This window comes from Bacillus sp. ES1-5 (assembly GCF_022487605.1).
GTDB classification, from domain to species: Bacteria; Bacillota; Bacilli; order Bacillales; family Bacillaceae_G; genus Bacillus_A; species Bacillus_A wiedmannii.
In genome coordinates, this window is record NZ_JAKVPU010000003.1 from 258,013 (window position 1) to 271,994 (window position 13,982).

Sequence of the window (13,982 nt, forward strand, 5' to 3'; positions counted from 1 at the left end):
ATAGTGGAGAAAGAAAATTTTAATTACAATGGGGAGTAGTTGTAAAGGCGGGGGAACTATGAAGAAAATATGTAATTCTATTAAATTAGCAGCGTATATGAAACAAAATAATATTGACTCCTTTTTTAGTAATGATATGAAACCATATATGGAACTCATATTTTTTAAAAAGAATGAGTTTATTTGTAGAGAAAATGAAGAGATAGATTATTTATTTTTCTTCGTTGAAGGAAAAGCGAAAGCGTTTAATACATTAAGTAACGGGAAATCTGTATTGCTATGTTTTTATGATAGTTTGCAGCTGTTAGGAGATGTGGAGTTAATTCATTCTCAAAAGACTGCTTCAAACGTACAAGTAATGGCAGATTCATATTGTGTTGGTTTGCCATTAGGGAAAGTGAGAAACCAGCTATTTCATGATGCGAAATTTTTACGATGTATTTGCGGTTCGTTAGCACATAAATTAAATCGACTTTCTAAAAATAGTACCATTAATTTACTGTACCCACTTGAAAATCGACTTGCGAGCTACATGTTAGCAGCAGGGGAACGAGCGGTGCAGCACGGAAATCGAATTGTATTTAGTGGAAATTTAACGGAAACAGCGGAATTGTTAGGAACGAGTTATCGTCATCTATTACGTACATTAAATATTTTTTGTGATAAAGAGATAATAAAAAAGAACAATGGTTGCTTCGAAGTAGTAAATGTGGATGTTTTGAGGGAATTGGCGGCAGATGTTTATAAATAGGAGGAGATTATAATGATTACACCTATATTTAGAATTTTTGATGTTGAAAAAGCAAAGCTATTTTACATAGATTTTTTAGGGTTTAAAATGGATTGGGAACATCGGTATGAGGAACATATGCCATTATATATACAAATTTCGTTACATGATGCTGCCATACATTTATCAGAACACCATGGGGATTCTTCGCCAGGCGGTGCGATTCGTGTGAAAATGGAGGATTTAAAAAGTTATTATGCTATTTTATCAAGTAAGGATTATGCTTATTCAAAACCTGATATAGAGAGCACACCGTGGGATACAATGGAATTAACTGTGATTGATCCGTTTTCAAATAGAATTATATTTTATGAGGAAAAATTGTAGAAATGGAAGGGATTCATATACAAGTTTTCCTAAATTGAGTAGTGTAATTACGTGTTGAATGAATGGAATGAAGAGTAGTTCATAAAGTAGTGAACTGCTCTTTTTCATTTTGTTAAACAGATTGAATTATTGAAAAATAAATCGTATGATAAAACATATGAACAAATGATCATATATTCATGTGAAATGAGAAGGAGGAAAAGGATGTTAGATGCAATTATCGTCGGGGCGGGTCAAGCTGGATTAGCAATGGGATATTACTTGAAGCAAAAAGGTTATAATTTTTTATTACTTGAGGCAGGAAACAGAGTTGGTGATTCATGGAGAAACAGATATGATTCTTTACAGCTCTTCACACCGAGGGAATATAGTAACTTACCAGGTATGATAGTAAAAGGAGAAGGAAAGGGATTTCCATGTAAAGATGAAATGGCAACGTATTTAGAAGAATATGCAAGGTACTTTAAATTACCGATCCAATTGCAAACCGAAGTTTTAAAAATAAAGAAAGAAAAAGAGATATTCGAATTACATACTCCTACAGAAACTTTACAAGCAAAAAAGGTTGTTATCGCAACAGGTGGTTTTCAGCAACCGTACATCCCCTCATTTTCACAACATCTTTCATCACATATCTTTCAAATACATTCATCACAATATAAATCACCATCACAAATTCCTAAGAGAAAAGTACTAGTAGTAGGTGGCGGGAATTCAGGAATGCAAATCGCAGTAGAACTTGCAAAAACTCATGAAGTTACAATGTCTATCGGTCATCCTTTAACATTTTTACCGTTACATCTTTTTAGGAAAAGCATTTTTAATTGGCTAGAAAAATTGGGTTTATTGTACGCCGAAGTAAATACTAAGAGGGGAAAATGGTTTCAGAAGAGAAAGGATCCTATTTTTGGTTTTGAAGGGAAAGAACTTATTCGTAATGGTGCAATTAAACTAGAGGAAAAAGTGGTTAGTGCATCAGAAAATAATATTATGTTTCAAAATGGTGGCACGTATAGTGCAGAAAGCATTATATGGTCAACTGGTTTTATTCAGAACTATAACTGGATTGAACTAGAAAAGGCAGTGAATGAGAATGGATTTCCTAATCATGTAAGAGGAATAAGTCCAGTAAAAGGATTATATTATATCGGTTTGCCGTGGCAATCTCAAAGGGGATCTGCACTTATTTGTGGTGTAGGAAAGGATGCAGCGTATATACTTTCTGAAATTTAAAAAATAGATCAGTAGCAACAACTACTGATCATCCATATGTACATGAATTAGGAGAGGTCAAACATTTATTAACTTTATTATAATAGATTTTCATGAGAATAAAAACTGAAAATTCTAATTTTATGTTGAGAAAGTTTTTTGTATCGAAATATATAAAAGAATAGGGACTTTTAGTAAAAGGAAATATGATATTTATATTTTAATAAATTGTGATATAGTTTATAAATAATAGATTACCTAAAATGTTATTTTATTACATAGTAATCACGTTTTTGATTAATGAAGGAGGAAATGATTGTGAAGTTTGATGATCAACGCCTACTAGGAGTACGATTAGGTTCTATACTTGTAACAGAGGAAAATCAATATTTAGTAGTAAAGAAAAAAGATCATTATGCATTATTAAATATACATAATTTAGAATGCACACATGTTGAAGTGCAGCTAGAACATATTGAAGAAATGTTGCAGGAAGATTTCCAAGAAAGTATAACGGAGATTATCGCACCAGAACATATAAAAATTGTTGCGAAAAATGTAATATAAAGAAAGAAGCTGGAAGGAACAGCTTCTTTCTTTTCATTATAAGGATAACGTTTTTAAAACGTCACCAATAATCCCTTCCATTTGATGAACACCTAAGTCAGCATTCGTCATAATAACAGCACCATTACCTTGGTATGGATAGCATACCATCATACATTGAAACCCAACGCCCCATCCAAGTGAATCCATTTGTAAGTCTTTATTCGAATCATCTAGAAACACACCTAACCCAGTCCATTTTGAGCAACCTTGAGGAGAAATCATGTCTTGTACTAATTTTTGAGAAAGTTTTAGTTTGCTCTGTCCTTGCAAGGAATGAATGATTTCAATAACTAAAGTTGATAAGTCAGTTGGTGTTGTCCAAATACCTGAAGAAGCTGCGAATGGATAAAATGGATACTTCTCATTTGTAATGGTGCCATCTTTATTATGCCCACAAGCAAAGGCCTCCATTTTATTTATATCTTTAGTAGAGAATAGCATGCTATTTTTCAGTTGTAGCGGCTGAAAGATATATTCTTCAAGTAAAAGATTGAATGGTTTTCCAGTTATATCTTCAAGTAGTAGTTCAATAATACAAAAGTTTGCATCAGAGTAGTGAAATTCGCTTTCTGGTTTATAAGTTATTTCTATCGGTACTGGACAATATGATGTTTTACCGGCAAGGATTTCAGACATGTTTGGTCGTCCTTGTGCAAGTGTATAATGTTCAAAACTATTAGGAGGGTCAATAATTCCAGATTGGTGGCTTAATAAATTTCGCAACGTGACTTTGTTCTGTGAGGTAAATAGATTGGTAGGTATGTTCCAAGATGTGAGTCTATCATTTACGTCTTCATCTAAATGCACGATTTCCTGATCTGATAGCGTTAGTACGAGCATTGCAGTGATGAACTTGCTGATAGAACAAGAATTGAATATGGAATTCGTAGTGACAGTTCTAGTTGTTCCAGATTCAAGTGTTCCGAAAGCAATCGTTTCGTCTAGTTTGCCATCACGTATAACGGCAAGGCTTAAACCTGCAACGGAATATTGGTTCATTTTCTCGTATATAATGTGACTTTTTAAGTTCATAGTGACTCCTTTCTTATAAAAGACAGAATGTTAGTTCTATTATACGGTAGTTAATAGAGAGAATGAGAGAAAAAGAAAAAACTTCATCTTTTATCCCGCTTTAATGGGCAGTAAGACCCCCACCTCAAAATTCAGCGAAAGCAAAGAATTTAGGTGGGGGATCAACTGCCCATAAAAGTCCGATTGGTTCAACTAATAATCAGTGGGGGATGAAGAAAACCCCACTGATTAAAGTTTCACTTTATCGATGAAGTTCTTTTAGTTAATTCGAAGTGAATGCTTTAAAAAATTTATCTCGGTACATGTACATTAGCCATGAGGCTGTTATAAAGGAAATAATGCTTACTTTGTTTTTAATTGGCGCATTGAAAACAAGCCAGCCAACGATATCAAATAATAAATGTAGTGCAATTGAAAGAACTACAAATAGTAGTAACGTCTTAAAAAATCTATTCATAAAGTGTCCCCCTAAAATAAAAGGTTTTATCAACAGTGTTGTATATTACTATTATACATTAAATGTGTCCTGTGGTAAAATTTACATAAGTTAGTGAAATAAAACAAATGAAAGCTAATGAGGAGGAATAGTCATGGAATTTTGGATGATCATACCGATAGCAATCTTTGGATTTATTTATATTGCTGAAAAATTAAATAAAATTGAAAAGAAAACGGATGCACGTTTAAAGAGGATGGAAGATAGATTACAGTTAATTTCGAAAGAAATGGGAATTGTAGATAGAGAACCTGAAATTAATAAAGAATTGCGTCAGCTCTTAGAAGAAGGAAAAACAGTTACAGCAATTAAGAGAGTAAGAGAGGCTTTTGGGTTTTCCATACTAGAAGCAAAGCAATATGTCGATAAATTATAAAAAAGATCATCCATTGGGTGATCTTTTTTCATTGCACCATGCGTGTATTTACATAAGCAGCGATTATAACGTGGCCAACTATAATGATAGGAAATACAATTTTTGCATTAGGAGTAATGAAGACACTACCACTTGTGGCGATAACACCGGCAATTAAATTATAAAGACCCACTATTTTTGATAACTTCATTTTATCTGGCACACGGCGTTCGTTGAATCCTGATAAGAGCCAAGTGTATTGCTTAACTCCGATGAAATAAGCTAGTGCAAATGAAATGATTGCTAGTATGAATAATGATGGGGAAGCGAAGAGAGTCATTGAAAACACCTCCGTTAAAGGGCTATAAATAAATTATAGTATGAATGTTAACGTTTAACAAAATTAAAGCGCACAAAATTTTGTGCACTTTTTATTAATGGTATGAAAAGTATGTAAGAAAAGATGGAACAAACATTTGAGAGGAATTGTCTATTATAGGTAATAACTATTTCGTTTGAAAGAAAGGGTGGAGAAAATGAAAAATACATTATTAAAATTAGGGGTATGTGTTAGTTTACTAGGAACAACTCAATTTGTTAGTGCAATTTCTTCTGTGAAAGCGGAACAAAAGTTAGAGAAAAAAGTAATAAAAAATGAGACAGGAACTATTTCAATTTCTCAGTTAAACAAGCATGTGTGGGTTCATACGGAATTAGGTTATTTTAACGGAGAAGCAGTTCCTTCGAATGGTCTAGTTCTTACTACTTCTAAAGGGTTAGTGCTTGTCGATTCTTCTTGGGATGATAAGTTAACGAAGGAATTAATAGAGATGGTAGAAAAGAAATTTAAGAAGCGCGTAACGGATGTCATTATTACACATGCGCACGCTGATCGAATTGGCGGAATAAAAACGTTGAAAGAAAGAGGCATTAAAGCGCATAGTACAGCACTAACTGCAGAACTAGCAAAGAAAAATGGATATGAAGAACCACTTGGAGATTTACAAAGTATCACAAATTTGAAGTTTGGAAATATGAAAGTAGAAACGTTCTATCCAGGGAAAGGACATACAGAAGATAATATCGTCGTATGGTTACCGCAATATAACATTTTAGCTGGAGGCTGTTTAGTGAAATCTGCGTCCGCTAAAGATTTAGGAAACGTCGCTGATGCTTATGTAAATGAATGGTCTACATCGATTGAGAATATGCTGAAGCGATATGGAAACATAAATACAGTAGTGCCTGGTCATGGAGAAGTAGGGGACAGAGGATTACTTTTACATACATTGGATTTGTTGAAATAAAAAATTATGGGAATATAAAAGCGAGGAGAAACAATTTTCTCCTCGCTTTCTTCTAACTATATTTAAATACGAAGCTATCAATTATGCCTGCATACGTTACTGAGATTTTAATTCCAAGTATACAAATACCAGTACCGTCATAATTGCTATAACAACGTAAGTAACATCAAGCATTATAAGTGTTTTTAAAGTTTCAGTCATCCTAATTCACCCCTGGTATGAAAATATAACATAATCTCTTATCAATCAGATCAGAGATTATAAAGATAACAATGTACATGAAATTTCTTAAGTAGATTCTATATAAATATATCATATAAATAATGTAAACATTGTAAAGATAGTGTAAATGTATTGTAAATAAAGTGATTTTTCATAAAATCCTTAATCAAAAAATTGATAGTTCTTCAAAATGAAAAAACGCTATTCTTTCAGTTAAATATGTGATTCAGCAATAGTTTAGATATTTGAAAACCTGAACAATATGATTATGTAATGTTTTTTGGTGTCAATAAAAATATTATGTCAACAATATGAACTGTCACAAATTTATACTTAGTATTGTGATTGATATCACATCCTTTTTTCCTAATGGGTATTATGCTTGATTTGTAAGGAATGATTGGGAGAGGGTGGGATGATAATGTTTTGTTATCAATGTGAACAAACGCCAACAGGTGGATGTAAAGTGATGGGTGTTTGCGGTAAAAATGAAACAATTGCAAGTTTACAAGATACAATTGTGTTTGGCTTAAAAGGAATTGCTGCTTATCGTACGCATGCTGCTCAGCTAGGGTATACTGATGCATTTGTAGATGCTACGACGCAAGAAGCACTGTATATGACATTAACAAATTCCAACTTTAATGAACAAGAACATATTGATATGGCTATGAAAGTAGGGAAATCGGCTTTACGAGTAATGGAGTTGTTAGATGAGGCGCATACGAATCACTTTGGTGTTCCAGAGCCTGTTCAAATTACACAAAACCATGTAGAAGGTAAAGCAATTGTAGTTACTGGTCATAATTTATTTGCGTTAGAAGAGTTATTAAAGCAAACAGAAGGAAAAGAAATTAATATTTATACGCATTCTGAAATGTTACCAGCACACGGTTATCCGCAGCTGAAAAAATATAAACATTTAAAAGGAAATATTGGTAAGGCATGGTATGATCAACGACGTCTTTTTGAAAAATTTACAGGTGCTATATTAGCGACAACGAACTGTGTTATGCCAATTAAAGGATCATACTCTGATCGATTTTTTTCATATGATATTGCAGGTTTAGAGGGTGTACAAAAAATTGAAAATGATGATTTTGCACCGTTGATTCAAAAAGCGCTAGAACTTCCAGAAGTACATATGGAGTCGGATGAACAGTTAGTAACAGGGTTTCATCATAATACAGTATTATCATTAGCTCCGGAAATTATTAATGCAGTAAAGGAAGGAAAGATTAAGCGTTTCTTTATCATCGCAGGTTGTGATGCTCCGGGAAAAGGTGGAGAATATTATCGTGAATTAGCAACGTCGCTTCCGCCAGAAACAGTTATTTTAACAACTTCTTGCGGGAAATTCCGCTTTAATGATGTGAGTTATGGTGTTGTGCCTGGTACAGAGATTCCGCGTTACATTGACTTAGGACAATGCAATAATTCAATTTCTACAGTGAAAATAGCAGTTGCTTTAGCAGATGCTTTCCAATGTGAAGTGAACGAATTACCAGTTAGTATTGTTCTATCATGGTTTGAACAAAAAGCGGTTGCCATTTTACTTGGGCTATTTAGTCTTGGTATTCAAGATATTCGCATCGGTCCAAAGGCGCCTGAATTTATTTCACCTGGCGTGCTTGATGTATTACAAGAAACATTCGGTTTAAAACTAATTACAACTGCAGCGGAAGATATGGAAATGATGTTATCGTAACAAAAGGATGATTTGTCTTATTAAGAAGAAGAGCTAACCTATAGCACCCCAAAACAAAAATGTAGAATATTTATTTTGGGGTATTTTCTTTTCTTGGCCGGATAGGTATAGGTATGTGGCGAAATTTCTTTAAAAAGAAAATGGGCTGTAACTGATAGGTAATAGTTGATTTTAGAAAAATATAAAAATCGTGTTGACATTTACAACTACTCAGTCATACAATGTAGAGGTAATAGGTGATACTGAGTAGTGTTGTTTTCAAAATGTTTTCAGTAAACAAGAGGTAATAGCGGATTTTAGAAAAAATTTGAAAATCAGTTGACATCTATAGCTACTTAGTCATACAATGTAGTTGTAATAAGTAATACTGAATAGTGTGGTTTTACTCAAAAGCTATTCAGTAAAAATTCGCCTTAGTACTCTGTGATACTGAATATAAGTCAGACAGAATAGGGGGTAAAGGAGGATCAGGACATGGAAAATTTAACTGAAATGCTAAAAGGTTCACTGGAAGGGTGTGTGCTGGAAATCATTAGTCGCCGTGAAACGTATGGCTATGAGATTACCCGCCACCTGAATGATCTAGGGTTTACCGAAGTTGTGGAAGGGACGGTTTATACTATCCTCGTACGATTAGAAAAGAAAAAGCTTGTAAATATTGAAAAGAAGCCATCAGATATGGGGCCGCCTCGTAAGTTTTATTCATTAAATGAGGATGGTCGTCAGGAGCTTGAACTGTTTTGGAAAAAATGGGATTTTGTATCTTCAAAAATTAACGTCTTGAAGTCAAACTAGCCTCATAATATAAAATGTTCCGGCTCATATTTGCAGAGTTTTTTGTTCTGCTTTATAAAAAAGGAGGAAAATAAGATGTTGGAAATGTTTAAAAAATTAATCGGTGATAAAAAAGAGTACAAAATGATGATGGCACGTGTTGGAGCACTGCCAGAGGATTATCAGTTTGTGTTTAAGAAAATTCAAAACTACATGTGGAATTTCTCAGCGGGTAATGGGATGGATATGCTGCACATACAGTATGAATTAATCGATTTGTTTGAAGCTGGTGCAGCGGAAGGCAGACAAGTGCTTGACATTACTGGGGAAGACGTAGCATCCTTTGCTGATGAACTAGTGGCAAACGCTAAAACGTATGTCTCTAAGTATCGTGAAGATTTGAATGAAAGTATTATGAAGAAATTGAGAAAAAAATAAATGCAATACGTAATACCGACTGATTAGCTGGTTACAAATGTGAATTGCCGCCATCGCTATTCAGTTATATTTTTAAACCAGTACTAAGTAATACAGATTATCAGTGATACTAAATAGAGGTTATAGGTAACCTATTTTAATAAGGGGGAAAAAGTATGAGCAATGCAGCGATTTCTATAAAAGGGTTAAAAAAATCTTTTAAAGATAAAGAAGTCTTAAAGGGAGTGGATTTTGATGTGCAGCGTGGCGAAATTTTTGCGCTGCTAGGATCGAATGGAGCGGGAAAGACGACAACGGTCAACATCCTTTCAACGCTAATGAAACAAGATGATGGTGAAGTAAGTATTTGCGGATTTGATATTCAGCGTCAATCAGATCATGTTCGTCAAAGCATCAGTTTGACAGGACAGTTCGCAGCTTTAGACGGCATGCTTACTGGAAGGGAAAACTTGATAATGATTGCTAAGTTACGTGGTGTTTCCAATCCCACTCAAGTTGCTGATAATCTACTTGCAAGATTTAGCCTGACTGATGCGGCCAACCAGAGGGCAGACCAGTATTCAGGCGGGATGAAGCGCCGACTTGATATCGCGATGAGTTTGATCGGGGCGCCAGCAGTTATTTTTCTAGACGAACCAACGACTGGACTTGATCCGGAAGCGCGGATCGAAGTGTGGGATACTGTCAAGGAACTTGCCGGCAGCGGCACAACGATCTTGCTCACGACTCAGTACTTGGAGGAAGCAGAACAACTGGCGGACCGTATCGCTATTTTGCATGGCGGAAAAATCATTACGACAGGTACTCTTACAGAACTGAAAGAGATGTTCCCGCCAGCAAAAGTAGAGTATATCGAGAAGCAGCCGACGTTGGAAGAAATTTTTCTTGCGATTATCGGTAAAAAGGAGGAGATGTAAATGAAAAACAAAACAGGGGTATTACTAGGGCGTTTAATGCGTAATATTATGCGTAGTCCGGATACAATTATTACAGTAGCAATTACACCGATTATGATGATGTTATTGTTTGTTTACGTATTTGGCGGGGCTATAAAGACTGGAACGGATAACTACGTTAATTATTTATTGCCGGGAATTTTGTTAATGGCTATCGCATCCGGTGTGGCTTACACTTCTGTACGATTATTTACGGATGTAAAGAGTGGGCTGATGGCACGTTTCATTACGATGCCTATTAAGCGCTCATCGATATTGTGGGCTCACGTTTTAACTTCTCTTGTTGCTAATGTACTTACTATCGTGGTGGTTATTCTTGTCGCGCTCTTAATGGGCTTTCGTTCTAGTGCAAATATGCTAGATTGGCTTGCGGTAGCGGGAATACTGGGTATGTTTACGTTAGCGCTAACATGGCTAGCTATCATTCCAGGGCTGAAAGCGAAGTCTATGGAAGGGGCGACAGCTTACTCGTACCCGCTAATTTTTCTTCCATTTATTAGCTCAGCCTTCGTACCTACTGAAACGATGCCTAAAATTGTTCGTGCGTTCGCTGAGAATCAGCCTGTAACTTCAATCGTGAATGCGATTCGCGCCCTATTATATGAAGGGACTGTTGGCAACGATATTTGGGCTGCACTCGCTTGGTGCGTAGGTATCATGATCATCTCTTACTTTTTCGCTAGCAAAGCATTTAAACGTCAGTTAGGGTAAGTGAATTAAGTCATCCGAAATTATATATATTTGAAAAAGCACGGGAGGTTTTCCGTGCTTTTATTATTTATTGTGCTCTCATGGTAAAAAATATGGACAACTGGTAACGAATTAAACTCAATATTTTTGGGTTTAATTGATCATTGCTTATGGAGAATATAAACATAACCGCTCTTGTAAATCGTTTAATACTTCTTCAGGCATTTCTCTAATTATAATATCTTTCCCTAGGAAAAGTAGCCAATTTGTTATCTCTGTCACTTCATCGGGATTGTTAACATCGATAAAAGTTTTTAAAATGGCTGTGGATTGGTAAGGATTTGTATAAGATATTGAAACTTTGAAAGGGTGGTATTTTTTGAACTGAAAAATTGCTTTCGGACCAAATTCAAGTACAAGATTGATCATTTCGTCTTTCTTACTTAATTTTTCTAAAATCTTTTTCTTGTTTAGCATTTTTTTCGTCGTGTACGGTTTGATATTGATGAGGTCATCGACAGGAAACATCATCTTCTGTTCTTCTATTAAGTCAAACCCTTCAATGATCCAATGGCTTTTTTCTTGATAAAGGTGTAATAGATATATTGGATAAGACTTGATTTCTTCTTCTTTGACAGTAATCAATAAATGTCTATCCAAAAGAAGGCTTTGGATGAGTTTTTCTAACATAGGGTGGGGTAGGTCAGAAAGCTCAAGTAGATCGGGATTATGTGGGTTAGTCCCTTCAAAAAGCAAGAGTTGATTTAAAAGAACGAGGTCATCTTGCTGGGTTTCTGAGATGAGTCCTAGTAGTTTTTCGGCTAAAGATTGGCGACTCTTTAGATAGGGAAGTTGTTGATTTCTTGTAGCCATAAAGGCAATAAAAAGAGCTTTGACTTCATTATCAGTAAAGCGAACAACGGGCAGGATAGAATTGTGCATGACAAAATATCCACCAGTTCTTCCAACTTCAGCGACAAGTGGCATGCCCATAGCTTCAATTTCTCTAATGTCTCTAATAGCTGTCGATCGTGATATGTTAAACTCTCGTATGATTTCAGTAATTGTAAAGTGGGAGCGATTGTTGATATACCGCATAATTGTATTAATCCGTTCAACTTTTTTCATTGGAGTCTCCTAAACAGTATCAATTTTTGACATGATTTAAAGATATTATAAACTCATCAGATGAAAAGATAAATCATTTGATTCATTTTAAAAAAAGGAAGGTTTTGAATATGAAAAATTATACGATTGAAGAAAAAGATAGCTTTATTGTGTTAGGAATTGGAACTGAAATTAAGAGTGACTATACAGACTTTGTTGGAATAAATAAAGAAAAAGAAGACTTTTGGGCGGCTGTTAAACAAGATGGAAGGCTGGCTACTTTAAAAGCTTTGGCTACAAATGAATATATTTTTTCTGTGAGCGAAGCGGTGAATAATAAGATGATGTATTATGCTGGTGTCATGACAGAAGTACAAATAGAAGAAGAATCTAGAGTGATTCAGTTTCCGAAGGGAGAATACTTAGTAGTGAAAGGGGAAGACAAAACGGCTGAAGAGCTAAGTAATAAGCTTACTGGCATCGCCTTCGGTCAAGCTTTACGAGAAGCAACGGATTTTGCTTATGTTGGTGGGCCGAATACAACGGTTAAGATGGGAAAGAGAGACGGCTTAGTATTTGGTGAAATGTGGATTCCAGTTGTTAGGAAGTAAAGTGATAAAAGGTACGAATATGGAAAGTAGAGGCTAACAATATTAAATTGTTAGCCTTTTTGACATAAATAAATTATTCATAAGCTGCTACACATTATGTTCTGGTAAAATGGAATAAAAGGTAATTTTTGTAAGGGGTGGCAGGGTGAATAAAAAAAGGATATTTGAGCTATTTATAGTAGCGTTTGTTTTTCTATTCCTTCATGTAAGCACATATACCAATGAAAAATTTAACGATAAATTGGGTTCCTTTACTTTCGTTGTTCTATTTCTTATCGTTTATATTAACGCTATATTTATAGAAAGGTATTTTGATGATATACAAAAGTGGGTTCGAAATATCACAATTTGTTTTGCTTTGTTAGTAGTTGCTTTAGTATCGCTATGGATAGGTTATTTTTAAATCTCTCCTTAATCATGATAAAATGTACAATAGGAAATTTTATGTAACATAAAGGGGGAAGGGTTATGGTTAGCTTTAGTACTTTGTTAGCTTTTGCAATTGTTTCGCTTAGCATGGTTTGTTCACCAGGGCCTAATATGATTTATCTCATTTCTCGTTCCATTACGCAAGGGCGTATGGCAGGATTTATTTCTCTCTTGGGCATTATGCTCGGATTTGTAATTTATATAATCGCAACAATGTTCGGACTTACAGTTTTATTCCTTGCAGTACCCGCTGTCTACGAAGCAGTCAAGTGGGCAGGTGCTGCTTACTTGCTTTGGCTCGCCTGGAATTCGATAAAACCTGGTGCTACATCTATTATGGAACCTCGTACTATGTCTAATGAGCCACCACGAAAATTATTTCTGATGGGACTTATGACTAATCTTCTAAATCCAAAGATTGCTATTTTGTATGTGTCACTTTTACCTCAATTTGAAAATCCTGAAAAGGGATCGTTGCTTCTACAAGGTGCAATTTTAGGCCTTACGCAAATCACTGTTAGTTTTATAGTCAACCTTCTAATTGTGTTTACAGCAAGTAAAATTGCTACATGGTTTGGCGCACGCCCAACGTGGTTACGAGTGCAACGTTGGCTTATGGCAAGTGTCTTAACGGGTCTTGCTATACGTCTTGCTTTTGAACGTCGACAGTAATGTTATCTAAAAAATTAAAATTTTTTATTTTAGGGGTAGGATGAAAAGGGGGGAGTTCATTGCACAAAGTTATTTATGGAATATTAATTTTAATTTATACTTTGTATTCATTTTTTGTAAGTGATGGAAGTGAAGTAAGGTTTATTATGCTGTTAACTATAGTACTTATCTTTTCTGTGGTTTTAGAAAAAGGAAATGCAAACAAAACGACTGATTAAAGGTCGTTTTGTTTGCATTTTTTTAATTA

At 34.9% G+C, this 13,982-nt stretch carries 19 protein-coding genes; 15 read left to right on the forward strand and 4 right to left on the reverse strand.

From position 1 onward, the window contains the following. The first annotated feature begins 58 nt into the window (after positions 1–58). The 4 genes from yeiL (at position 59) to MKO96_RS13570 (ending at position 2,896) form a co-directional block, all read left to right on the forward strand. Entirely contained in the window at positions 59–751 is a 693-nt protein-coding gene (gene yeiL / locus MKO96_RS13555; protein WP_240587731.1) for a transcriptional regulator YeiL, read from the forward strand. A gap of 12 nt (positions 752–763) precedes the next feature. Then, positions 764–1,117, forward strand: coding sequence for a glyoxalase superfamily protein (locus tag MKO96_RS13560; protein ID WP_240587732.1), 354 nt, complete (start codon positions 764–766; stop codon positions 1,115–1,117). 204 nt (positions 1,118–1,321) lie between these two features. After that, the gene (locus tag MKO96_RS13565) at positions 1,322–2,350 is read left to right on the forward strand and encodes a flavin-containing monooxygenase (RefSeq protein ID WP_240587733.1); all 1,029 of its coding nucleotides are present in this window, start codon (positions 1,322–1,324) and stop codon (positions 2,348–2,350) included. A 297-nt stretch (positions 2,351–2,647) separates the two neighbouring features. Continuing rightward, a complete protein-coding gene (locus MKO96_RS13570) occupies positions 2,648–2,896 on the forward strand; it encodes a hypothetical protein (protein ID WP_000666939.1) in 249 nt (82 codons plus the stop codon). Positions 2,897–2,932: 36 nt separating this feature from the next. On the opposite strand, the gene MKO96_RS13575 is transcribed toward MKO96_RS13570, so the two are convergent. Further along, a complete protein-coding gene (locus MKO96_RS13575; protein ID WP_240587734.1) occupies positions 2,933–3,970 on the reverse strand; it encodes a serine hydrolase domain-containing protein in 1,038 nt (345 codons plus the stop codon). A 262-nt stretch (positions 3,971–4,232) separates the two neighbouring features. Beyond that, positions 4,233–4,427: a hypothetical protein gene (locus tag MKO96_RS13580; protein ID WP_240587735.1), complete on the reverse strand. Its 195-nt coding sequence runs from the start codon at positions 4,425–4,427 to the stop codon at positions 4,233–4,235. A gap of 133 nt (positions 4,428–4,560) precedes the next feature. Here MKO96_RS13580 and MKO96_RS13585 point away from each other — a divergent pair, with 133 nt between their 5' ends. Then, complete coding sequence (locus tag MKO96_RS13585) at positions 4,561–4,842, forward strand: hypothetical protein (protein WP_240587736.1); 282 nt, start codon at positions 4,561–4,563, stop codon at positions 4,840–4,842. Positions 4,843–4,870: 28 nt separating this feature from the next. Here the strand turns inward: MKO96_RS13585 and MKO96_RS13590 are convergent, their stop codons facing one another. Beyond that, positions 4,871–5,161 (reverse strand): DUF3784 domain-containing protein, encoded by a 291-nt coding sequence (locus MKO96_RS13590; RefSeq protein WP_240587737.1) that lies wholly within the window; start codon positions 5,159–5,161, stop codon positions 4,871–4,873. Positions 5,162–5,357: 196 nt separating this feature from the next. Here MKO96_RS13590 and bla2 point away from each other — a divergent pair, with 196 nt between their 5' ends. The 6 genes from bla2 to MKO96_RS13620 all read left to right on the forward strand — a co-directional run bounded on the left by bla2 (position 5,358) and on the right by MKO96_RS13620 (position 10,937). Further along, positions 5,358–6,128 (forward strand): BcII family subclass B1 metallo-beta-lactamase, encoded by a 771-nt coding sequence (gene bla2, locus MKO96_RS13595; RefSeq protein ID WP_240587738.1) that lies wholly within the window; start codon positions 5,358–5,360, stop codon positions 6,126–6,128. A 643-nt stretch (positions 6,129–6,771) separates the two neighbouring features. Further along, entirely contained in the window at positions 6,772–8,058 is a 1,287-nt protein-coding gene (gene hcp, locus MKO96_RS13600) for a hydroxylamine reductase (protein ID WP_240587739.1), read from the forward strand. Between the two features lie 474 nt (positions 8,059–8,532). Beyond that, entirely contained in the window at positions 8,533–8,853 is a 321-nt protein-coding gene (locus MKO96_RS13605) for a PadR family transcriptional regulator (RefSeq protein ID WP_000429486.1), read from the forward strand. A 75-nt stretch (positions 8,854–8,928) separates the two neighbouring features. After that, on the forward strand, positions 8,929–9,270 hold the full coding sequence (locus MKO96_RS13610) for a DUF1048 domain-containing protein (protein ID WP_000891990.1): 342 nt from the start codon (positions 8,929–8,931) through the stop codon (positions 9,268–9,270). A gap of 155 nt (positions 9,271–9,425) precedes the next feature. After that, on the forward strand, positions 9,426–10,187 hold the full coding sequence (locus tag MKO96_RS13615; protein WP_240587740.1) for an ABC transporter ATP-binding protein: 762 nt from the start codon (positions 9,426–9,428) through the stop codon (positions 10,185–10,187). Continuing rightward, complete coding sequence (locus MKO96_RS13620; protein ID WP_240587741.1) at positions 10,188–10,937, forward strand: ABC transporter permease; 750 nt, start codon at positions 10,188–10,190, stop codon at positions 10,935–10,937. Between the two features lie 147 nt (positions 10,938–11,084). On the opposite strand, the gene MKO96_RS13625 is transcribed toward MKO96_RS13620, so the two are convergent. Continuing rightward, entirely contained in the window at positions 11,085–12,044 is a 960-nt protein-coding gene (locus MKO96_RS13625; RefSeq protein WP_098057276.1) for a helix-turn-helix transcriptional regulator, read from the reverse strand. A gap of 110 nt (positions 12,045–12,154) precedes the next feature. On the opposite strand from MKO96_RS13625, the gene MKO96_RS13630 reads away from it, so the two are divergent. From MKO96_RS13630 to MKO96_RS13645, 4 genes are all read left to right on the forward strand, one after another. Beyond that, positions 12,155–12,634: a GyrI-like domain-containing protein gene (locus MKO96_RS13630; protein WP_240587742.1), complete on the forward strand. Its 480-nt coding sequence runs from the start codon at positions 12,155–12,157 to the stop codon at positions 12,632–12,634. Between the two features lie 145 nt (positions 12,635–12,779). Continuing rightward, a complete protein-coding gene (locus MKO96_RS13635; protein WP_098209178.1) occupies positions 12,780–13,037 on the forward strand; it encodes a DUF3963 domain-containing protein in 258 nt (85 codons plus the stop codon). Positions 13,038–13,102: 65 nt separating this feature from the next. Further along, entirely contained in the window at positions 13,103–13,735 is a 633-nt protein-coding gene (locus tag MKO96_RS13640) for a LysE family translocator (RefSeq protein ID WP_064057410.1), read from the forward strand. Between the two features lie 59 nt (positions 13,736–13,794). After that, the gene (locus MKO96_RS13645; RefSeq protein ID WP_000549711.1) at positions 13,795–13,953 is read left to right on the forward strand and encodes a hypothetical protein; all 159 of its coding nucleotides are present in this window, start codon (positions 13,795–13,797) and stop codon (positions 13,951–13,953) included. Positions 13,954–13,982: the final 29 nt, after the last annotated feature.